The 21444-nt window shown below is 67.7% G+C and carries 23 protein-coding genes; 15 read left to right on the top strand and 8 right to left on the bottom strand.

Annotation, left to right across the window (positions count from 1 at the left end):
- Positions 1-3: 3 nt before the first annotated feature.
- The 5 genes from ACODS4_RS06270 to ACODS4_RS06250 all read right to left on the bottom strand — a co-directional run bounded on the left by ACODS4_RS06270 (position 4) and on the right by ACODS4_RS06250 (position 4363).
- Positions 4-339 (bottom strand): acyl carrier protein, encoded by a 336-nt coding sequence (locus tag ACODS4_RS06270; RefSeq protein WP_488861783.1) that lies wholly within the window; start codon positions 337-339, stop codon positions 4-6.
- Positions 340-581: 242 nt separating this feature from the next.
- Positions 582-1382 (bottom strand): ABC transporter permease, encoded by an 801-nt coding sequence (locus tag ACODS4_RS06265; RefSeq protein WP_488861781.1) that lies wholly within the window; start codon positions 1380-1382, stop codon positions 582-584.
- Positions 1379-2146 carry an ABC transporter ATP-binding protein gene (locus ACODS4_RS06260; protein ID WP_488861779.1) on the bottom strand — a complete coding sequence of 256 codons (768 nt, stop codon included), beginning with the start codon at positions 2144-2146 and terminating at the stop codon, positions 1379-1381. The genes ACODS4_RS06265 and ACODS4_RS06260 overlap by 4 nt, the downstream gene beginning before the upstream one ends.
- A gap of 16 nt (positions 2147-2162) precedes the next feature.
- On the bottom strand, positions 2163-3164 hold the full coding sequence (locus ACODS4_RS06255) for a YVTN family beta-propeller repeat protein (protein ID WP_488861777.1): 1002 nt from the start codon (positions 3162-3164) through the stop codon (positions 2163-2165).
- Entirely contained in the window at positions 3161-4363 is a 1203-nt protein-coding gene (locus ACODS4_RS06250) for an ABC transporter substrate-binding protein (protein ID WP_488861775.1), read from the bottom strand. Before ACODS4_RS06250 ends, ACODS4_RS06255 begins: the two co-directional genes overlap by 4 nt.
- A gap of 221 nt (positions 4364-4584) precedes the next feature.
- On the opposite strand from ACODS4_RS06250, the gene ACODS4_RS06245 reads away from it, so the two are divergent.
- The 15 genes from ACODS4_RS06245 (at position 4585) to pqqE (ending at position 16989) form a co-directional block, all read left to right on the top strand.
- Positions 4585-5451 carry a substrate-binding periplasmic protein gene (locus ACODS4_RS06245; protein WP_488861773.1) on the top strand — a complete coding sequence of 289 codons (867 nt, stop codon included), beginning with the start codon at positions 4585-4587 and terminating at the stop codon, positions 5449-5451.
- Between the two features lie 46 nt (positions 5452-5497).
- A complete protein-coding gene (locus ACODS4_RS06240) occupies positions 5498-6364 on the top strand; it encodes a quinoprotein dehydrogenase-associated SoxYZ-like carrier (protein WP_488861771.1) in 867 nt (288 codons plus the stop codon).
- Positions 6361-7326, top strand: a complete 966-nt coding sequence (locus ACODS4_RS06235) for a quinoprotein relay system zinc metallohydrolase 1 (protein WP_488861769.1) — start codon at positions 6361-6363, stop codon at positions 7324-7326. Before ACODS4_RS06240 ends, ACODS4_RS06235 begins: the two co-directional genes overlap by 4 nt.
- A gap of 239 nt (positions 7327-7565) precedes the next feature.
- Entirely contained in the window at positions 7566-9320 is a 1755-nt protein-coding gene (locus ACODS4_RS06230; RefSeq protein ID WP_488861767.1) for a methanol/ethanol family PQQ-dependent dehydrogenase, read from the top strand.
- A 209-nt stretch (positions 9321-9529) separates the two neighbouring features.
- On the top strand, positions 9530-9955 hold the full coding sequence (gene pedF, locus ACODS4_RS06225) for a cytochrome c-550 PedF (protein ID WP_488861765.1): 426 nt from the start codon (positions 9530-9532) through the stop codon (positions 9953-9955).
- Positions 9956-10002: 47 nt separating this feature from the next.
- Entirely contained in the window at positions 10003-10476 is a 474-nt protein-coding gene (locus ACODS4_RS06220) for a cache domain-containing protein (RefSeq protein ID WP_488861763.1), read from the top strand.
- A gap of 29 nt (positions 10477-10505) precedes the next feature.
- The gene (locus ACODS4_RS06215; RefSeq protein WP_488861761.1) at positions 10506-11510 is read left to right on the top strand and encodes an ABC transporter substrate-binding protein; all 1005 of its coding nucleotides are present in this window, start codon (positions 10506-10508) and stop codon (positions 11508-11510) included.
- Complete coding sequence (locus ACODS4_RS06210) at positions 11507-12268, top strand: ABC transporter permease (RefSeq protein ID WP_488861759.1); 762 nt, start codon at positions 11507-11509, stop codon at positions 12266-12268. The genes ACODS4_RS06215 and ACODS4_RS06210 overlap by 4 nt, the downstream gene beginning before the upstream one ends.
- Positions 12255-12980 (top strand): ATP-binding cassette domain-containing protein, encoded by a 726-nt coding sequence (locus ACODS4_RS06205; protein WP_488861757.1) that lies wholly within the window; start codon positions 12255-12257, stop codon positions 12978-12980. The genes ACODS4_RS06210 and ACODS4_RS06205 overlap by 14 nt, the downstream gene beginning before the upstream one ends.
- Positions 12981-13004: 24 nt before the next feature.
- Positions 13005-13571: a rhodanese-like domain-containing protein gene (locus tag ACODS4_RS06200; protein ID WP_488861755.1), complete on the top strand. Its 567-nt coding sequence runs from the start codon at positions 13005-13007 to the stop codon at positions 13569-13571.
- Between the two features lie 122 nt (positions 13572-13693).
- On the top strand, positions 13694-13774 hold the full coding sequence (gene pqqA / locus ACODS4_RS06195; protein ID WP_119831334.1) for a pyrroloquinoline quinone precursor peptide PqqA: 81 nt from the start codon (positions 13694-13696) through the stop codon (positions 13772-13774).
- Between the two features lie 110 nt (positions 13775-13884).
- Positions 13885-14820, top strand: a complete 936-nt coding sequence (pqqB, locus tag ACODS4_RS06190; RefSeq protein WP_488861753.1) for a pyrroloquinoline quinone biosynthesis protein PqqB — start codon at positions 13885-13887, stop codon at positions 14818-14820.
- Positions 14817-15593, top strand: coding sequence for a pyrroloquinoline-quinone synthase PqqC (pqqC, locus tag ACODS4_RS06185; protein WP_488861751.1), 777 nt, complete (start codon positions 14817-14819; stop codon positions 15591-15593). The genes pqqB and pqqC overlap by 4 nt, the downstream gene beginning before the upstream one ends.
- Positions 15590-15880, top strand: a complete 291-nt coding sequence (gene pqqD, locus ACODS4_RS06180) for a pyrroloquinoline quinone biosynthesis peptide chaperone PqqD (RefSeq protein WP_298376377.1) — start codon at positions 15590-15592, stop codon at positions 15878-15880. The genes pqqC and pqqD overlap by 4 nt, the downstream gene beginning before the upstream one ends.
- A complete protein-coding gene (gene pqqE, locus ACODS4_RS06175) occupies positions 15877-16989 on the top strand; it encodes a pyrroloquinoline quinone biosynthesis protein PqqE (RefSeq protein WP_488861748.1) in 1113 nt (370 codons plus the stop codon). The genes pqqD and pqqE overlap by 4 nt, the downstream gene beginning before the upstream one ends.
- A 78-nt stretch (positions 16990-17067) precedes the next feature.
- Here the strand turns inward: pqqE and ACODS4_RS06170 are convergent, their stop codons facing one another.
- From ACODS4_RS06170 to ACODS4_RS06160, 3 genes are all read right to left on the bottom strand, one after another.
- Positions 17068-17445: a helix-turn-helix domain-containing protein gene (locus tag ACODS4_RS06170; RefSeq protein ID WP_488861746.1), complete on the bottom strand. Its 378-nt coding sequence runs from the start codon at positions 17443-17445 to the stop codon at positions 17068-17070.
- Complete coding sequence (locus tag ACODS4_RS06165) at positions 17438-17695, bottom strand: BrnT family toxin (RefSeq protein WP_488861744.1); 258 nt, start codon at positions 17693-17695, stop codon at positions 17438-17440. The genes ACODS4_RS06170 and ACODS4_RS06165 overlap by 8 nt, the downstream gene beginning before the upstream one ends.
- A gap of 103 nt (positions 17696-17798) precedes the next feature.
- Entirely contained in the window at positions 17799-21302 is a 3504-nt protein-coding gene (locus tag ACODS4_RS06160) for an indolepyruvate ferredoxin oxidoreductase family protein (RefSeq protein WP_488861742.1), read from the bottom strand.
- Positions 21303-21444: the final 142 nt, after the last annotated feature.

Below are 21444 nucleotides of genomic sequence, written 5' to 3'. Positions count from 1 at the left end.
CGATCAGGCGATGGTGTTGATGGCGCGGCAGCGGGCCTCGAACCCGTCGGAAATAAATTCGGGGCGCTTGTAATAGCCCTTCATCCAACTGGCGAGCAGGCACAGTTCTTCCAGCTTCACCAATTCGTCCAGCGTGCCTTCGGGAAAGCGGATGCCAAAGCTGTCGGCGATGATCTCCAACACCTCTTCGACCTTGTCGATGGTCAGGCCGATGTCGGTCTCCAGCGTCGCGTTCCGGGTCAGCAACGCTTCATCAATGCCATAATCGTCGCGAATGAGTTTCACGATCCAACGGAACATGTGCATCCAGTTGGAGATGCCCTCGATCGATTTGCTCATCACGACACTCGTTGCGGTTCCCGGAGGGGAAGGGCGTTTGAGAGAACGGGGCTAGGCCGAACGGCGAGGACTATACACGACCGCATCGCAAGAAGTACTCAGGATCATCACCAGTTCCCTGCGCGCGGCGGCAAAAAAATGGTGGACTTTTGCCACCCCAACGGGCGGGTTGGAGTCACTTTGATAGGAATGTTGGGGTGTGCTCCCCCCTTTTCGCTGAAAAAGCGCCAATTTTCAGGGCGTCAACCCGCCGATGGGCCGCGCGCGCCTATGCCGCGCGCCGGGGAATAACCGCGAATCGCCAGGGCGGCGAACAGCAGGGTCGATCCGGCGACCACGGCCAACGCTTCGACTTCGATCTGGCCGTAAAGGGCGAATCGGACCAACTCGACGCCGTGGGTGAAGGGGTTGATGCGGCACAGCCACCACAGCAATTCCCCCGCCTCTTCCATCCGGTAAAGCGGGTAGAGGGCCGAAGACAGGAAGAACAGCGGGAAGACGACGAAGTTCATCACGCCCGCGAAATTCTCCAACTGGCGGATGGTGGAGGCCAACACCATCCCCAGCGCCCCCAGCATCAGGCCGTTCAGCAGCAGCGCCGGAATCACCGTCAACGGCGCCCACAGCGGCAGGGCGATGCCGTAAAGCCGGACGATCAGCAGAAAGGCGGCGACCTGAACCACCGACACCGCCACCCCGCCCAGCAAGCGGGCCACCAGCAGAAAACCGCGCGGCAGCGGGCTGGTCAGCAGCACCCGCATGCTGCCCATCTCGCGGTCATAGACCATGGACAGCGAGCCTTGCATGCCGTTGAACAGTTGGATCATGCCGATGAGTCCCGGCACGATGTAAACCTCGTAGGGGATGTAGGTCTCATAGGGCGGGATGATGGCGACGCCCAACGCGGCGCGGAATCCGGCGGCGAAGACGAACAGCCAGACCAGCGGGCGGACCAGCGCGCCGAAAAAGCGCTCGCGCTGGTGCAGAAAACGCAGCAATTCCCGCGCGACGATGCCGTACAGGGCGATTCCCCAGCCGGTCATGCGGCGGCTCCATCATTTTGGATCGCCGTGGGGCGGGCGGTCAGCCGGTCGAAGCTGTCGGCGATGTCGGCCCCGCCGGTCTGCGCGTTGACCGCCGCCACCGTGCCGCTCGCCCGCACGGTTCCCCGGTGCAGCACGACGACGGAATCGGTCGCCGGGTCGATCTCGTCGATCAAATGGGTGGCCCACAGTACGGCGACGCCGTCTTGCGCGCACAGCGCGTGGATATGGGCGATCAGGCCGCGCCGGGCCGGAATGTCCAGCCCGACCGTCGGTTCGTCCAGCAGCAGCAGAGCCGGACGGTGCAGCAGGGCGCGGGCGATCTCCACCCGGCGGCGGTGGCCGCCGTTCAGCGCGCGGATCTTTTCGCCGCGCCGGTCGGACAGCGCCAACCGCTCCAACTCCCCGTCGATCCGCCGGTCGGCCTCGGCGCGCGGGATGCCGTGGAGCGCCGCGAAGTAACGCAGATTCTGCGTCACCGTCAGGTCAAGGTCGAGGGTGGGTTGCTGAAACACCACCCCCATCCGGGCGAGAGCCTTGCCCGGCTCGCGGGTCAGGTCATGGCCATGCACGCGGATCGTCCCGGCGGTTGGCCGCAACAGCCCGGTGGCCAGCGCGAACAGCGTGCTTTTCCCCGCGCCATTGGGGCCAAGCAGGATGGTGACGGCGCCGGACGCGGCCCGCAGGCTGACGCCGTCCAGCGCCGGAACGCCGGGGCGGTAGGCGTGCCGCAGATCCTCGATCTCCAACGCCGCGTGAGTCATGCCCGCTTGCTCCCCCTCATCCTTTGACGGCCACGCCCCAGGGGAAGCGGCCCACCTTGACGGATTTGGTGACGGTCAGGCTGTTGACGTCGATCACCGACACGTCGCCGCTGACGCCGTTGGTGGTGTAGAGCGTCTTTTGGTCTGCCGTCAGCGCCATTTGCCAGACGCGGCGGCCCACCAGCAGATAGTCTTTCACCTCATAGGTCTTGGCGTCCACCACGGCGACGTGGTTGGCCGGGCCAAGGGCGACGAAGGCGTAACGGCCATCGTCGGTCAGCTTGACGCCGACCGGCTGGATCTTGTCCTTGGCCACGCCCTTGATCTTGAAGTCGATGGTTTTCTGCACTTTGCGGGTGGCGGTGTCGATGACGCTGACCGTGCCGCCGATTTCCGACGACACCCACAGCATCCCGCCATCCTTGTTGAACTGGGCGTAGCGCGGGCGGGCGCCGACCAGCGTGTTGTCGACCACGGCGCGCTTTTCCAGATCGATCCAATGGACCATGCTGGTGGTTTCCGAGGTGTTGACCGCCCATTTGCCGTTCGGGCTGACGTCCATCCCCTCCGGCTCCACCCCGACGTCAACCTGGAAGGCGACCTTGCGGTTCGGCACGTCCACCACGGTGACGACGTTGCTGTCCTCATTGGCGATGAACAGATTGGTCCCGTCCGGCGACAGGGCGAATTGTTCGGGATCCTCGCCCGAGGGCAGATTGTGGACCAGCTTCTTGCTGGCGAGGTCGAGCACCTGCACGGCGTGGTCGTCGCTGGCGCAGATTAAAAGCTGCGCGCCGTCTTTGGACAGGGTGATGCCGCGCGGGCGTTTGCCGACCTTGATGGTGTCCGTCACCATGTTGGTTTTGGCGTCGATCACCGACAGGCTGTTGTCCTTCTCGTTCGACACATAGATCGTCTGGGCGTCGGCCCCCTGCGCCAGCGCCGCGCAGAACAGGCTGGCCAGCAGGGGGGGGAGCGCGTGGCGGCGGATGGCGCGGGTGGCGGCGCGGGTGGTCATGGCGTTTTCGATCCTCGTGTCTTGCAGAGCGTTTCCGGTTGGTCGAACCCCAGCGTGTCGAGTTCGGTTCGGGGGTGCAGAAAGCCGTCCTGCGGCGACACCGACACCAGGGAGCGGTCGGCGGCCAGCAGCACCGGCTGGCGCAACTGCCCGTCCCAGGCCCGCAGGCTGAAGGGCGTTCCGCGAAAGGCGGACAGGGTGAAGGCGGGGCCGTTGATGGTGGCGATCAGCCGATCCGGGTCGGCGGAACGGGCCTGCGCCGCCGCTTCCCCGACCACACGGACGGCGGTCCAGGAATTGTGGTCGCGCGCGGTCATCGGGCGTTTGGCCGCCGTTTTGAAGCGGGATTGCAGTTGCGCGGCGCCCCATTGTTCGTGGGTGCGATGCCAGACGGTGGGAACCAGCCCTTGCGTTCCGGCGACCGGGCGGGGGTCGGTCGTGCGGTAGGCCAGATAATCGCCGAACTCGTCCACCTCGTCGGCGACCACCAGCACGTCGTAGGCCTTCACCTGGGTGAAGACGGGGATTTCCGCCTCGGCGGTGCGGTTGACGTCGCTGTCGGCGGTCCAGGTCTTTTCCGCGACGATCTGCGCGCCAAAACGTTTGGCGGCGCGGCGGATCGCGGCGGCGTAAAGCGCGTCCTCCGGGCGGCGGCCCGTCACCAGGAACCAGCGGGTCCAGCGCTTTTTCACCAGATATTGCCCCAGCGCGTCGGCCAGCATGGCGCGGCTTGGCCCGACATTCAGCAGATGCGGGGCGCAGGATTCCGCGCGCAGGGAATCGTCGGGCGCGTTGGGGTTCAGCAACAGCAGGCGCGCGGCTTCGGGCAGCGCCGACAGGGCGGCGACGGTCGATCCCGGCGCGTCCACCACGATGAAACGCGCACCGCGCCCGGCCAGTTCGCGCAGGGCCGCCGCCGCGTCGCCATCGGGCGGCACCTCCACCGAATCCAGCTCGAAGCTTTGGTTCAGGAATTTGCCGGTGGTGGCGTTGTCGGCTAGCGCCAGCCGCGCCCCGGCCAGCCCGTCATCGGCGGGCGGCTCGTCGGGGTTGGCGACCGACGGCGGCGGCTCGGGCGTTTGCGACAGATAGCCGATGCGGATGAGATCCGCCGCCGCTGACGAAACCAACCCAAGCAGCAGGCTCAACGACAGCGTCAGAGCGGCGCAGAGCCGGGGGGCGGGCGGGGGAGCGGTCATGGCGTCCGTGGCGTGGAAAGAATGGGCGGGGCGAACAATTGGCCCATCACCCTATCGGGCAAAGCCCCCGGTCGAAATGAGACTATGGGAGGATGCCCGGGCGTTTGGTCCGGCGTCGCGCCGCCTTGTACGAAAGTCCAATTATTCGCTGTGCAAACGAAGGCGTATGGTCGGCGTCCAGACCACGCCGCTTCGGCTTGACGCCCATGGGATACCCGCGCATGCCCGTTTTGACTCGTCGCCGCCTTCTGTCCGGTCTCGCCGTCGCGGCGGCGGCCCCGCTGGGGTTGGCGGGCCGTCCGTCGCTGGCCCGTCCGTTGGACGACGTGGCGGCGCGCGGGCGGCTGCGGGTGGCGGTTTACCGCGATTTTCCGCCCTTTTCCTTCCGCAAGGACGGGGTGTTGACCGGAATCGACGTCGATGTCGCCGATCTGATCGCCAAGAAACTTGGCGTGCGGTTGGATTGCGCCGACCAGATGGCCGGGGAAACCGTGTCGGACGATCTGCGCGTCGCGGTGTGGCGCGGCAGCCTGTTCGGCGGGGAGATCGCCGACATCATGATGCACGCCCCCTATGACAAGGAATTCGGCGAGCGCAATCGAGAGGCTGTGCTGTTCGCCCCCTATCACCAGGATGGCTTCGCGCTGGCCCGCAACCCGGCGCGCGTCCCGTCGGCGATGCTGGCGACCTTGCCCGACGAGCCAATCGCGGTGGAAAGGGACAGCGTTCCGGACTTTTTCCTGTTGGGCCTGCAAGGCGGGCGGCTGCGCAACCGGCTGATCCATTGCCGGACGCCGGAAGCGGCCATGGAGAAGCTTCTGGCGGGGGAAGCCTCGGCGGTGCTGGCCCCGCAAAGCCAGATCGAGGCGGCGCTTGGCCCCCGCACGACGGAGTTCCCGGTCACGAGCGTCATTCTGCCCGGCATGATGGCGTCGCGCTGGAACGTCGGCTTGGCGACCAAGGAAAACGCCCGCGACCTCGCCTACGCCGTCGGCGACGTCATCACGGCGATGATCGAGGATGGGACGATGGCGGCGATTTTCCATCGCTATGGCGTCACCCACACCCCGCCGCCGCTGGTGGACTGACGGACGCGGCGGAACAACAACAATGACATAAGGGGAGGAATGGCCGATGACCGGACGATGGGCGAACGGCGCGATGGCGGCGCGCGGTGCGGTGGTCGGTCTGGTTGTGTCGGCGGGCGCGGCCCTGGCCGCGCCGCCCGATCCGGCCAATCCCCCCGATCCGCTGGGGTCGGTGATGTGGGAGGCGCTGCGCGACCAGTATTTCGCGGGTGCGCCCATTCAATTCGACGACCGGGTGAAAATCCGCGCCCCGCTGGACGCCGAGGACACCCGCGCGGTTCCCATCGCGGTGGACGCCACCGCGCTCGATCAGGTGGTGGAGGTGGCGGCCATCGCCGACCTCAACCCCTTTCCCTTGGTCCTGCGCTATCACCCGATGGGGGCCGCGCCCTACATCGCCACCCGCATCAAGATCCAGCAGGCGACCGCCGTGCATGGCGCGGCGCGCACCGCCGACGGCGTGTGGCATGTGTCCGGCGTGATGGTGGACGCGGCGGGCGGCGGGTGCAGCGCGCCGCCGCTGTCCTACGCCACCAAGGATTGGGCCGATCATGTCGGCGAGGTCCAGGCGCGGGTCTGGCGGACGGATGAGGGCAAAGCGGCGCGGCTGCGGTTGCGCGTCCGTCACCCCAACGACACCGGGCTGGTTCCCGGCATTCCCGCCTATTTCGTCGAAAGCCTGAGCGTCCGCGCCCGTCTGGACGGCGGCGTCAGCGATCCCGAACTGGCCCGCATCGACAGTTTGGAGCCGGTGTCCGAGGATCCCGTCTTCCTGCTCGACCTGCGCCCGCCGCCGGGGGCCACCGCCTTGATCCTGCGCGGGCGCGACAACCAGGGCGGGGAGATTTCGGCGACCGTGCCGATGCCCACGCTAATCCCCGCGCCTGACCTGAGCCGGAGCCTCGGCCAATGATCCGCCCCTTTCTGCGCCGTTTGGCGCTGGCCGCCAGCCTTGTCGCCCTGTCCACGGTCGCGCTGTCTACGGCCGCCTTCGCCGCCGGGCCGCTCCGCTATGATCTGACGCCGACGCGCGTCGGTCCCGACACCTATGTGTTCGTCGGTTCGACCGAACATTTCACCCGCGCCAACGGCGGAAACATCCTGAACGCCGGGTTCATCGTGACCAGCGACGGGGTGATCGTCATCCAGACCGGCCCGTCGCGCCGCTATGGCGAGGAGATGCGCGCCGCCATCCGCCGCGTCACCGACAAGCCGATCCGCAAGGTCTTCATCAGCAACCTGCACCCCGATTATTTTCTGGGCGCGCAGGCTTTCACGGACGTTCCCATCGCCGCCCTGCCCGGAACCATCGCGGGCATTCAGGAGGAGGGGCACGGCATCGCCGACAACATGTACCGGCTGGTCGGCGACTGGATGCGCGGAACCGAGGTGGTGATCCCGACCGAGCCGGTGTTCGGCTCCACCGTCGTGTTTGGCGATCACCGGCTGCGCCTGATCCCGCTGAACGGCCACACCGCCGCCGATCTGGCGCTGTTGGACGAAACCACCGGCATCCTGTTCACCGGCGGCGTGGTCTTCTGCGACCGCACGCCGACGACTCCGCACGCCGAAATCGCCGCCTGGCTGAAGGAGTTGGACGCGCTCGACGCGCTCGACGGGGTGCGTCTGGTCGTGCCCAACCATGGCCATATCCGGCCCGACAAGGCGTGCGTTGGGCAAACCCGCGATTGGCTGACCTGGCTGGACGGGACGCTGCGCGCGGCGGTCGAGGCCGGGTTGGACATGACCGACGCGCTGGAGCTGCCGATCCCCGACCGCTTCGCCGGGTTGGACGTGCTGCGCGCCGAATACCGCCGTTCGGTCGCCCATCTCTGGCCGAAGATCGAACGCGAAAGCCTGCCGCGCGTCCAGTGACGTTAGCGACTGCTACTATCCGACAATTTACCCCGCCAACCGTCCGCCTACACTGCCGATCGTGTGACACGAAGCGGTTTTCCAAAAAGCCGCCGCCCATCACCCGCCGTTCCGCCCGACCCGACCCGCCGACCCGCACGTCGGCGGACACGGTCGCGCCATGCCCGGACGGCGCCCGCGCAACCGGCCTAAAGCACCATCCGTCTTGGGCACCACCAGTCTTGGGAGGCAACCACATCATGAAGCGTCTGGTATCCACATTCGCCCTGGCCGTCGCGATGACCGCCGCCGGGATGACCGCCGCGTCCGCTGGCGGCCCGACCAGCGAGGATTTGCTGAAAAGCGCCACGACCACCGATTCGGTGCTGACCTACGGCATGGGGCCGCAGGCCCAGCGCTTCAGCCCGTTGACCGATCTGAATCCCGACACGGTCAAGAAGCTGGTCCCGGTCTGGTCCTTCTCCTTCGGCGGCGAGAAGCAGCGCGGGCAGGAAGCTCAGCCGATCATCTATGACGGCACGATCTACGTCACCGGCTCCTACTCCCGCCTCTACGCGGTGGACGCGCGCACCGGCCACAAGAAGTGGCAATACGACCATCGTCTGCCCGACGGCATCATGCCCTGCTGCGACGTGGTCAATCGCGGCGCCGCCATTCTGGGCGACAAGATTTACTTCGCCACGCTCGACGCCCGTCTGGTCGCGCTGAACCGCGAAACCGGCAAAGTGATCTGGAACAAAAAGCTGGCCGAATACAAAGAGGGCGCGTCCAACACCGCCGCCCCGTTGATCGTCGACGGCAAGATCATCACCGGCAATTCCGGCGGCGAGTTCGGCGTGGTCGGCATGGTCGAGGCGCGCGACGCCGAGACCGGCGAGTTGATCTGGCAGCGCCCGACCGTCGAAGGCAACATGGGGACGCTGAACGGCAAGGAGTCCACCGTCACCGGCACGCTGAACGCGAGCTGGCCGGGCGACCTCTACAAGACCGGCGGCGGCGCGACGTGGCTGGGCGGCACCTACGACCCGGAAACCAAGTCGCTGTTCTTCGGCACCGGCAACCCGGCCCCGTGGAACTCGCACCTGCGCCCCGGCGACAATCTCTACACGGCCTCGACTCTGGCGATCAATCCCGACAATGGCGAGATCAAGTGGCACTACCAGACCACGCCGCACGATGGTTGGGACTTTGACGGCGTGAACGAGTTCGTGTCCTTCGATCTGAAGAAGGACGGCAAGATCATCAAGGCGGGCGGCAAGGCCGACCGCAACGGCTTCTTCTACGTCATCGACCGGACGACGGGCAAGCTCATCAACGCTTCGCCCTTCGTCAGCAAGATCACCTGGGCCAAGGAAATCGACGTGAAGACCGGACGTCCGGTCTACAACGACGACAACCGTCCCGGCGCCCCGACGCAGGGCGAGGCGCACGACGCCAAGGGCAAATCGGTCTTCGCGGCTCCCGCCTTCCTGGGCGCGAAGAACTGGATGCCGATGGCCTACAACCCGCAGACCGATCTGTTCTATGTCCCGGCCAACGAGTGGGGCATGGACATCTGGAACGAGCCGATCACCTACAAGAAGGGCGCGGCCTATCTCGGCGCCGGTTTCACCATCAAACCGCTCTATGACGATTACATCGGCGCCCTGCGCGCCATCGATCCGAAGACCGGCAAGATCGTCTGGGAATACAAGAACCCGGCCCCGCTGTGGGGCGGCGTTCTGACCACCGCCGGAAACCTGGTCTTCACCGGCACGCCGGAAGGCTTCCTGAAGGCGTTCGAGGCCAAGACCGGCAAGGAAGTCTGGAAGTTCCAGACCGGCTCGGGCGTGGTCGGCAGCCCCGTCACCTGGACGATGGATGGCGAGCAGTATGTCGCCGTCGTGTCCGGCTGGGGCGGCGCGGTGCCGCTGTGGGGCGGCGACGTCGCCAAGCTGGTGAAGGACATCAACCAGGGCGGCTCGCTCTGGGTCTTCAAGCTGCCCAAGGCGTGATCCCCCGTCTGGTTGCAATGGGCTTGTTGTGAGCGTCGCGGCGGGCCGGATTCGTTCGGTCCGCCGCAACGCATGAAAAGAACAAGAATTATCCGATGAACGGAAAATCATACCATAGTCCAATTAAGAAAAGACCGTGGCGCTGGTAAATTCTGGACATGATCCTGACCGCTGAAAAGCGACCACGCACGACAAGGAACGCCAGACCGATGAACACCCGGCTTTGCCAGATCGCCGTTGCCGCCTTCTTGATTGGCGCGAGCGCCTCGACCGCAGTTTTCGCCCATGGCGACGTCACGCCGCAGGCGGTGGACACCACCGGGCTTGATAAGCTTGGGGCCAAATGGAAGGACAGCAACCCCTATCGGGGCAACCCGCGCGCCATCGAAATCGGCGCGTCGGCCTTCAACCAGAATTGCGCGCGCTGCCACGGGCTGGGCGCGGTGTCGGGCGGCATCGCGCCGGACCTGCGCTATCTGGAAAAGGACGACGCCGGGGACGAATGGTTCAAGGAACGGGTCATCAACGGCTCGATCCGCAACGGCGTGACCTACATGCCGCAATTCGGCGACGCGCTGGGGCAAGAGGCGCTGTGGTCGATCCGCTCCTGGCTCGACACCGTGCGCGCCGACTGACGCCGCGCGCCGACCGATCCGACCGTCTGTTTTTGAAAGGGTTCGCCATGCTTCGCAAAGCCGTTTCCCGCCTCGCCCCCGCCGCGCTGTCGCTCGCCCTTCTGATGGGCGCGTCGGCGGTCCACGCCGCCGACCACGCCACGCCCGAACAGGCCAAGGCGCTGGTGGCCGAGGCCGTCGCCTATCTGAAGGCCAAGGGGCCGGAGGAAGCGACCAAGGCCTTTCACGACGCCAAGGGCAATTTCCGCCGGGGCGAGCTGTATGTCTTCGTCTTTGACGGGGCCGGGCGCTACGTCGCCTCGGGCGGCAACCCGCGTCTGGCCGGGACCGACGCCGCCAACCTGAAGGACGCCGAAGGCAAGCCCATCGTCCAGGCGATGATCGCCGAGACCAAGGACAAGCCGAACGCGGTGATCGACTATGTTTGGCTGAACCGCCAGACCAACAAGGTCGAGCACAAGCATTCCTACGTCACCCGCGACGGCGGTTACATCGTCGGGGCCGGAACCTACGATGATTGAGCGGCTTCGGTTGGATCGGGCGTGACGGCATGAGGATCCCCGCGCGGGCGCGTTGGCTGGTGGGCGTGGCGGCGTTGTTGCTCGTCGTCCTGTCGTTGCGCGTCGGCCCGGCGGGCGCGGCGGATCGGCCTGTGGTTCGCGTCGGCGTGTTGAAGTTCGGCACGGCGACATGGGAACTCGACACCGTTCGCGCCAATCATTTCGACGACGAGGCGGGGATCACCCTGCAACTGGTCGAACTGGCGGGCAACCCGGCGACGCAGGTGGCGCTTCAGGCCGAGGCGGTGGACGTCATCGTGTCGGATTGGCTGTGGGCCTCGCGGATGCGGGCGGCGGGAACCGCGCTGTCCTTCATCCCCTATTCGACGGCGGTCGGCGCGCTGGTGGTTCCCAACGCGTCGTCGATCCGAACGGTGGGCGATCTGAAGGGCAAGCGCGTCGGCGTTGCGGGCAGTCCGCTGGACAAAAGCTGGCTGCTGTTGAAGGCGGCGGCGCGCGACCGGCATGGTTTGGCGCTGGAACGCGATGCGCAAGCCTTTTTCGCCGCCCCGCCCTTGCTGAACCGCAAGCTGGCCGATGGCGAGTTCGACGCCGTGCTGACCTTCTGGCCCTTCGCCGCGCGGCTGGAGGCCGAAGGCATGCGGGTGGTGGCGAACGTCGCCGATCTGCTGGCGGCGCTGGGCCTGTCGGCGGAGGTTCCCGCCTTGGGCTATGTCTTCCGCGAGGCGTGGGCGGTGAAGAACCCGGCGGCGCTCGCCGGATTCCAACGGGCGACGGCGCGGGCCAAAACCCTGTTGGCCGAGTCCGACGCCGCTTGGGACCGGCTGACTCCGCTGATGCAGGCGGAAAACGAAACCGTGCGCCTGCGTCTGCGCGACCGCTACCGCGAGGGGATTCCCCGCCGCTGGGGCGCGGAGGAGCAAGCGGCGGCGGCCCGGCTTTACACGCTGTTGGCCGGTTTGGGCGGGCGCGATCTGGTCGGCGATTCGCCGGTCATCGCCGACGGGGTTTTCTGGCCCAACCTTGGCCCATGAGCGTGCCGCGCGCCCTGTTTCCCCCGCTGTCGCTCGCCCTGCTGCTGGGGCTGTGGGAGGTCGCCGCGCTTTGGGGCGGCGGACGGGTGTTGCCCACGCCGGGGGCGGTGGCCTTGGCCTTGGCGCGCGAGGCGGAAAGCGGCGCGCTGCTCCATCATCTGGGCGTCACCCTGCTGCGGGTTCTCGCCGCCTTCGTTCTGGCCCTGTCGGTCGGGGTGGCGCTGGGCGTGCCGATGGGGCGTTCGCCGCTGTGCGACCGGCTGTTCGGGCCGTGGCTGGTGTTTTTCCTCAATCTTCCGGCGCTGGTGGTGATCGTTCTGGCCTATGTCTGGTTCGGCTTGACCGAAGCGGCGGCGGTGGGCGCGGTGGCGGTCAACAAGATCCCCAACACCATCGTTCTGGTCCGCGCGGGCGCGCGAACCATCGACGAGGGGCTGATCGAGATGGCGCGCGTCTACCGCATGTCGCGCCTGGACCGGCTGCGTCATGTGCTGCTGCCCCATCTGGCCCCGACCATCGCCGCCGCCGCCCGGTCGGGGTTGGCGCTGATCTGGAAGATCGTGCTGGTGGTCGAGCTGCTGGGGCGCGGCGACGGTGTGGGGTTCCAGATCAATCTGCTGTTCCAGACCTTCGACGTCGCCGGAATCCTCGCCTACAGCGTCGCTTTCGTCGCCGTCATCCTGCTTCTGGAATATGGCGTCTTGCAGCCCATCGAGCGGCGCTGTTCGCGCTGGCGGCGGTCGCATGCTGAGGCTTGAGATCCGCTCCAAACGCTTCGGCGCGGTGGAGGCGCTGCGCGATTTCGCCCTGACCGCCGGGCGGGGGGAGGTGGTCGCCCTGGTCGGCCCGTCCGGCTGCGGCAAGACCACGGCGCTGGGCATCGTCGCCGGGCTGGATCGTGATTTCGCCGGAACGCTGAGCGTCGCGCCCAGCCCTGACGGGCGTCCACCCCGGATTGGCATGGTGTTTCAGGAGCCGCGCCTGTTGCCCTGGCGCACGGTGCGGCAAAATCTGGCGCTGGCCCTGCCGCGCGCGTTGCGCCGCGATCCCCGGATCGACGCCACGCTGGCGTTGCTGGATCTGTCGGCGTTGGCCGACCGTTTTCCGGGGCATTTGTCGCTGGGCATGGCGCGGCGGGCGGCGCTGGCGCGGGCCTTGGTCGTCGATCCCGATTTGCTGTTGCTGGACGAGCCGCTGGTGTCGCTGGACGAGGTGACGGCCCAGCGGTTGCGCGCGTTGTTGGCGCGGGTGCTGGACGGGCGGCCCAGAACCGCGCTGCTGGTCACGCACAATCTGCGCGAGGCGCTGGCGCTGGCCGACCGTTTGCTGATTCTGGCCCCGGCGCCGGGCCGGGTGGCGGCGGAGATCCCCATCGCCACGCCGCGCGCCGCCCGCGACGACGCCATGATCGAGGCGCTGCGCGCCGATCTGCTGGCGCGCGCCGACCCCGTTTTTCGTCTGTTGGCGTGACGTGACTCTCAGGGGGGATGGGTGATGGTTGCTGGATGGCCAATTCAGGTCATGGGCCGGGCGGCGTGCGTGGTTCTGGCGCTGGCGGCGGTCCCGCCCGCCCGCGCCGCGCCGGTGGAGGAGCCGACGGGCTACCGCCTGTCCGATTACCGCGCGCCAACCCCCGCCGGGCTGACGGGCGCCGTGACGCTCGACGCCGACGGCGTGCGCGCCCTGCTGGAGCGGGGGGAGGCGCTGCCGCTGTTCGTCCAACGGCTGGACCGCAGCCCGACCTTGCCCGGCGCGCCTTGGCTGCTGTCGAAGCCCTACCGCCAGATACCGGGCGGCGTCTGGTTGCCCAACGTCGGGCTGGGCGCGCCCGATCCGGCCACTTTGGCGTGGTTTCAACAGCATCTCGACCGTTTGAGCGGCGGCGACCGGGCGCGCGGGCTGCTGTTCTATTGCCTGTCGGATTGCTGGCTGTCCTGGAACGCCGCCAAACGCGCGCTGTCCCTGGGCCACACGCGGGTTTACTGGTTCCCCGCCGGGATCGACGGCTGGCTGGAAGCCGGTCTGCCGAGCGAGGAGGCGACGCCGCTTCCCGGCCCCTGAAAACGGCCCCTAAAGCCCCCTATTGCACCATGGTATCATGGCGGGATCCGGCCCCCGCCCACTAGTATGACGACCGACCAATCATCCTGGTCGGCAACAGTCAGATCGTGGGAGAAACCGCTATGAAGTCCTGGCGCAAACCGAAGACCACCGAGATCGCCGTCGGCACGGAAATCAACGCCTACGCCTGCGCCGCGCTGTAACCACAGCCGGATGACACGGACGCTGTGACCGGCTTTCCGGCTGGAACCGGACGCGGCGTCCACCCCTCTTCGCGCGCTCCCCCAACACGCCGGTTTCAAAGGCCGCTCCCATGAAAATTCTCGTCCTTGGCTCGGCGGCGGGCGGTGGGTTTCCGCAGTGGAATTGCGGTTGCGTCGGCTGCCGCCGCGCCCGATCCGGCGACCCGGCGGCCAAGCCGCGCACGCAATCCTCGCTGGCGGTCAGCGCCGACGGCGAGCGTTGGGCGCTGCTGAACGCCTCGCCCGATCTGGGGGCGCAACTGCTGGCCTCGCCCGCGCTGCATCCGCCGCTTCCTCATACGCGCGGCAACCCGATCGCGGCGGCGGTGCTGACCAACGCCGACATCGACCATGTCGCCGGGCTGTTGACCCTGCGGGAATCCCACCCCTTCGCGGTTTACGCCACGGCGCGGGTTCAGAGCGTTCTGGCGGCCAATTCGGTGTTCAACGTGTTGAACCCGGCCCTGGTCCCGCGCCGGGTCATGACCCTTGGCGCGCCCTTTCAGCCCGCCGACGCCGACGGCGTTCCGCTGGGGCTGGAGATCGAGGCCTTCGCCGTTCCCGGCAAGGTGGCGCTGTATCTGGAGGATGAGGCCGCCGGTCCCTCCTTCGGGTCGGTGGCCGAAGACACGGTGGCTCTGCGCGTCCGCCCGACGGACGGGTCGAGCGAGGGGTTTTTCTACATTCCCGGCTGCGCCGCGCTGCCGGGTTGGCTGGCCGACCGGCTTTACGGCGCGCCGCTGGCGCTGTTCGACGGCACGACCTGGACTGACGACGAGATGATCCGCAGCGGCGCCGGCGTGAAGACGGCGGCCCGCATGGGGCACATGGCGATGTCGGGGCCGGACGGCAGTCTGGCCGCCTTCGCGCCCCTGAACATCGCCCGGAAAATCTACATCCACATCAACAACACCAACCCCGCGCTGCTGGAGGACTCGCCCGAACGGCGGGAGGCGGAAGCGGCGGGCTGGCGCATCGCCCAGGATGGGCTGGAGCTGACGTTATGAGCGATTTCCTGTCGGTTGACGCCTTCCGCGATGCCCTGCACGCCATCGGCGCGCGGCAATACCACGACCTGCACCCCTTTCATCAATTGCTGCACGGCGGCGGTTTGAAAAAGGGGCAGATCCAGGCCTGGGCGCTGAATCGCTTCTATTATCAGGTGTCGATCCCGCGCAAGGATCTGACGATCATGGCGCGGATGGACGATCCGGCTTTGCGCCGGGCCTGGATGCAGCGGGTTCTGGACCATGACGGGCTGACCCAGACCGGGGCCTTGGACGAAACCAAGGTCGGCGGCATCGAACGGTGGTTGCGGCTGACCGACGGGCTGGGGCTGGACCGCGATTACGTGCGCTCGCTCGACGGGTTGCTTCCGGCCACCCGCTACGCCGTGGACGCCTACGTCCATTTCGTGCGCGACCATTCGCTGTTGGAGGCGGTGGCGTCTTCCCTGACCGAGCTGTTCGCCCCGGCCATCCACCGCGAGCGCATCGCCGGGTTCGAGCAGAATTACGCCTTCGCCAACGACAGCACGCTGTCCTATTTCCGCAAGCGGCTGGACGAAGCGCCGCGCGACGTCGAGTTCGGCCTGAATTACGTGCTGACCAACGCGCGCACCGCCGAACAGCAGCAACAATGCCTGCGCGCCCTGCGCTTCAAGACCGAACTGTTGTGGGCGCAGTTGGACGCGCTGCACCACGCCTACGTCACGCCGAACCTGATTCCGCCTGGCGCCTTCGTTCCCGACGACATGGCGCCGACCGAGTACCGGCGGTGAGCGCCGCCGCCCTCATCGACGAGGCGGCGCGCGTTCGGCTGGCGGCGGGGGTGATGCTGCGGCATGACCGTCGGCGCGGCCAATGGATGCTGATGGCCCCGGAACGGCTTTTGGTGCTGGACGACATGGCGCTGGCCGTGCTGCGCGCCTGCACGGGGGCCGAGGATGATGTGGGCGGCGCCATCGACCGCTTGGCGGCGGAGTATGACGCCCCGCGCGGCGAGATCGCCGCCGACGTGCTCGACCTGCTCAACGATCTGCGCAACAAGGGGTATGTCGCCGCATGACCTGCGCCCTGCCGTCCCTGGCGACCGCCGCCGAACCCGCGCCGCCCTTCGCCGTTCTGGCCGAACTGACGCACCGTTGCCCGCTGCGATGCGCCTATTGCTCCAACCCCGTCACGCTGGAACCGGCGAGCGCGGAGCTGGACACCGCCACCTGGAAACGGGTGCTGGACGAGGCCGCCGACGCCGGGGCCTTGCAGGTGCATTTTTCCGGCGGCGAACCCTGCGTCCGCAAGGATCTGGAGGAGCTGGTCGCCCACGCGACCGAGGCCGGGCTGTACAGCAACCTCATCACGTCCGCCGTGCTGCTCGACGCGGAACGGCTGGCGCGGCTGAAGGCCGCCGGGTTGCAGCATGTCCAGATCAGTTTGCAGGACAGCGAGGCGGAGGGGGCCGACTGGATCGGCGGCTATCGCGGCGGCCACGCCCGCAAGCTGGACACGGCGCGGCGGGTGGTGGACGGCGGGTTGGCCCTGACCATCAACGCGGTTCTGCACCGTCACAACATCGAACGGGTCAACGCCTTCATCGACCGGGCGCTGGAACTGCGCGCCGGGCGGATCGAGATCGCAAACGTCCAATATTACGGCTGGGCCTTGGAAAACCGCGCGGCGCTGATGCCCTCGCGCGAGCAGCTCTTGACCATGGACGCCGCCGTGCGCGCCCGGTTGCCGGAACTGGCCGGGCGGCTGGTCGTCGATTACGTGGTTCCCGATTACTACGCCCGCCGCCCGAAATCCTGCATGGGCGGCTGGGGGCGGCGTTTCATGAACGTCACCCCGGGCGGGCGCGTTCTGCCCTGCCACGCGGCGGAAACCATCCCCGGCCTGAGCTTTGAGACGGTGTTCGACCGCAGCCTGTCCGACATCTGGCGCGACGGCCCGGCCTTCGCCCATTACCGGGGCACCGCCTGGATGCCGCAACCCTGCCAATCCTGCGATGACCGGGAAGAGGATTGGGGCGGCTGCCGCTGTCAGGCGCTGGCGCTGGCGGGCGACGCCGGCGCCGCCGACCCGGTGTGCGAACTTTCCCCCTCCCACGCCGCCGTGGCCCTCCTGCGCGACCGCGACGCCGCCGCCCTGGGCACGCCCTGGCGCTATCGCGGCGGGTGAGGGGGCTGAATTGGCGGATTTTCCCTCTCCCTTTCGCGACAGCGGCTCCTGTTACGGATGTTTGACGCCAGAAGAAAATCAGGCAGCCGCGCGCGCTACGACCGACGCCACCAAATCCGGGTTTTCCTCGATCAGCAGCAGGAGCGTGCGAGTGCCCGAGTCGGGTTGAAAGCGGCCTTGTTCCCAATCGCGCACCGCGCCCAAAGTGAACCCGAAGCGTTCGGCGAACTCGCGTTGCGTCAGACGGAGCTTGAACCGAATGCCGCGCACGTTCACTCCGCCCGCTGGGTGGACCGGCCGAATGGCCGAGGGGGGGGCGTCCGACAGATCGGGCGCCGCGTCGGGGTTCTCGGCAATCTGGCGCGCAATGTCGTCGTCGGTCATCGCGTCAATCGCAGCCCAATCGGTCGCCGCAATAGCGGCGCGCTCCCGATCCGTCAGATCCTTGTCAGCCATGATCCTTGACCTCCTTCTTGCTGGCCTTGCGCAGCGAGATGATATGCCGCCACCCTGCCCGAGGGGTGTAGGTGCAGACGAACATCCGCCCATCGACGTAGCCAAAGGCGTTGATCCGTCGTTCCCCATACTCGCTCCGGGTGTCGTCCAATTCCGCGACGATGTTCTTGAACAGCAAAGAAGCAAGATCAAAGCTGACCTTGTGCTTTTCAATATTGCTCAGATACTTCGTTTCATCCCAGCAGAACATGACGACATTCCGTATTGACGCCCCATCATACGGGCTTTCCGTACTGCGATCAACATCACTATACGGGTTTCCCGTACTTTTTGGGCGCCGCCGAGACTCTGGCTCACGCCGCCGCCTTCTCCCCTCCCGCGCGCAGCCGTTCCGTCAATTCCCGCCAGCGCGGTTCCACCGCCGCGACGGCGCGCTGTTTGACCGGGCCGAAGCCTCGGATCTCCAGCGGCAGGGCGGCAAGCTCCACGGCGAGCGGCAGGCGATCCGCTGTCAGGGTGGCGGCGATGTCGGCCACCGTCGCTTCATAGCGGGCGATCAGGGCGCGTTCCATCTTGCGTTCGTCCGTATGGCCGAACGGGTCGAAGACGGTGCCGCGCAGCCGTTTCAAGCGGGCCAGCCCCCGGAAGACCGGCAGGATCCAGCGCCCGAACGCCAGCTTGCGCGGCTCGCCCGCCGCGTTGCGGGCGCGGGACAGCAGCGGCGGGGCGAGGTGGAAGACCGGGGTCCAATCGCCCTCGAATTGGTCGTGCAGGCTTTTGAGGAAGGCGGGGTCGCCGTGCAGGCGGGCCACCTCATATTCGTCCTTGCAGCTCATCAGGCTGAAGGCGGCGCGCGCCACCGCGTCGGCCAACGCGGTGGAGGCGGGGGCGACGCGCGCCTCGGCCCTTCGGGCGCGTTCGACCAACGCCCGGTAACGGTCGGCGTAGGCGCGGTCTTGATAAGCGGTGAGGAAATCGGCGCGGCGTTCGATCAGGCTGGCCAGATCGGCGGCGGGCGGCTCCTCCGCCGCGCCCAGATCGGCCAAGGCGGCGGGCTGGTGGGCGGCGAGGCGGCCAAAGGCGAAGGCGCGCTGGTTGGCGGCGACGCCGGTTCCGTTCAACTCGATGGCGCGGGTCAGCGCCTCCAACCCAACCGGCAACAGCCCCTTTTGAAAGGCGTAGCCGAGCAGGAAGACGTTGGCGAGGATGCTGTCGCCGAACAGCGCGGCGACGCGGCGGTTGGCGTCCACCACCTCCACCCGATCCGGCCCGGCGGCGCGGCGCAGGGCGCGCAGCAGGGCGTCGGCGTCGGGCAGTTTGGCGCCATCGCGGGTGAAGGCCCCCGTCGGCGCGACATAGGCGTTGGCGATCACCCGCGTCCGCCCCAACCGCACCGTGCGCAGCGCGTCGGGCGCGGCGGCGACCATGGTGTCGCAGGCCAGCACCAATTGCGCCTGAGCCGGGTCGATGCGGGCCTGATGCAGCCGCGCCGGATTGCGCGCCACCCGCAGGAAGCTGCACACCGCGCCGCCCTTCTGCGCGAAGCCCATGAAATCCAACACCGACGAGGCCTTGCCCTCCAGATGCGCGGCCATGGCGAGCAGCGCGCCGATGGTGACGACGCCAGTGCCGCCGACGCCGACGATCAGGATCTCCGCCGGGTCATCGGCGGCGACCGGCAAGGGGGGCGGCAGAGCGGCCAGCGCGTCGGCGAAGCGGGCGGCGACCGCCGCCGGGTCGGGCTTGCGCAGACGTCCGCCCATCACCGACACGAAGCTGGGGCAAAAGCCATCGACGCAGGAGTAATCCTTGTTGCAACTGGATTGGTCGATCTGGCGCTTGACGCCGAACTCCGTGGCTTTGGGCAGCACCGACAGGCAGTTTGATTTCTTCCCGCAATCGCCGCAACCCTCGCACACCCGGTCGTTGATGACCAGACGGCGGGCGGGATCCTCCAGCGTGCCGCGCTTGCGGCGGCGGCGTTTTTCCGCCGCGCAGGTCTGTTCGTAAATCAACGCGGTGACGCCGGGGATCGCCCGCAACTCGCGCTGCACGGCGTCGAGATCGTCGCGGTGATGGATGGTGGTGAAGGGGGCGAGGCCGGAGCGTGGACCGTATTGTTCCGGCGCGTCGCTGACCAGGGCGATGCGGGTCACGCCCTCCGCGCTCAATTGCCGGGTGATGGCGTCCACGGAAATCGGGCCGTCCACCGGCTGGCCGCCGGTCATGGCGACGGCGTCGTTGAACAGGATTTTGTAGGTGATGTTGATGTTGGCGGCGACGGCCTGCCGGATCGCCAGACTGCCGGAATGGAAATAGGTGCCTTCGCCCAGATTTTGAAAGATGTGCGGGCGGGTGGAGAAGGGGGCCTGCCCGACCCAGCTCACCCCCTCGCCCCCCATCTGGGCGAGGCCGACGGTGTCGCGGTCCATCCAGGAGGCCATGAAATGGCAGCCGATCCCGGCCAACGCCTGGCTGCCGTCGGGCAACTTGGTCGATGTGTTGTGCGGGCAGCCGGAGCAGAAATAGGGGGTGCGGATGGCGGGCGGCTTGGCGATGGCGTCGGCGGGCAGGAGGGCGGCCAGACGGTCGGTCGCATGGCCGACGACGGGATGGTCGGGGACACGGCGGCGCAGCCGTTCGACCAGCGCCTTGGCGACGATCCAGGGGCGAAGCTCCCCGGTGGCGGGCAGCAGCGGCGCGCCCGCCTCGTCGGTTTTGCCGACCAGCGCGCGCGGGCGCTCGCCGTCGGGCAGATGGTAGAGCAGATCCTTGAGCTGCCCTTCGACCAGCGGGGCCTTTTCCTCGACCACCAGAATCTCTTCGGCCCCGCGCGCGAAGGCCAGGGCGCCGTCCGGCTCCAGCGGCCAGGACAGGCCGATCTTGTAAACCGACAGGCCGATCTCCGCCGCCTCATTTTCGCCGATCCCCAGCAGGCGCAGGGCCTCCATCAGATCAAGATGGGCCTTGCCGGTGGTGACGACGCGCAGCCAGCCACCCCGGCCCAGAACCGTCCGGTCGATGCGGTTGACGCGGGCGAAGGCCTTCACCGCCGCGATCTTGGCGGTCAAACGCTCCTCAATCCGCAGGCTGGGCAGGTCGGGCCAGCGGTTGTGCAGGCCGCCCGGCGGCGGGGTGACATCAACCGGGGCGAAAGCGGCGTCGAGCGGAGGAAGCTGGACGGTCGCCCCGCTCTCGACGCTTTCGGAAATCGCCTTGAAGCCGACCCAGCAGCCGGAAAAGCGCGACAGGGCGTAGCCGTAGAGGCCGAAATCAAGATACTCGCGCACGCCCGACGGGTTGAGGACCGGCATCGACCAGGCGACCATCGCCAGATCGCTTTGGTGCGGCATGCTCGACGACACGCAACCGTGATCGTCCCCGGCGATGGCCAGCACGCCGCCGCGCGGGGAGGTTCCATAGGCGTTGGCGTGTTTCAGCACGTCGCCCGCCCGGTCCACCCCCGGCCCCTTGCCGTACCACAGGCCGAACACGCCATCGACGGTGGCCTCGCCGGAGGATTCCACCCGCTGGCTGCCCATCACGGCGGTGGCCCCCAGATCCTCGTTGACGCCGGGAACGAAGGTGATGGCGTGGCGGTCAAGATGCGGGCGCGCCTGCCACAGCGCCATGTCCAGCCCGCCAAGCGGCGAGCCGCGATAGCCGCTGACGAATCCGGCGGTGTTCAGCCCGGCCCGCTGGTCGCGGTCGCGTTGGAGCAACAGCAGGCGCACCAGCGCTTGCGTGCCGGTCAGGAACACTTGCCCTTGCGCGCGGGTGTAACGGTCGTCCAGGCGATAGCTCTGGTCGATGCGCGCCGGTTCGTCCCACAGGCCGCCGCCCGCCATGCCGTCCATGTCTCGTCCCTCGGTTCTTTGGTGCGTTGAACCGAGTGTGCGCCGAACCCGCGCGAAGGATTGTGCGCGTTGGGGCCGGGTTGGCGGTCATCTGGGCATGGCGATGCGGATTGTTGGCAGTGCGCGCAAAAATCATGCGCGC

The organism is Azospirillum sp. FG154 (assembly GCF_057809575.1).
This window is presented reverse-complemented; position numbering and strand designations above follow the sequence as displayed.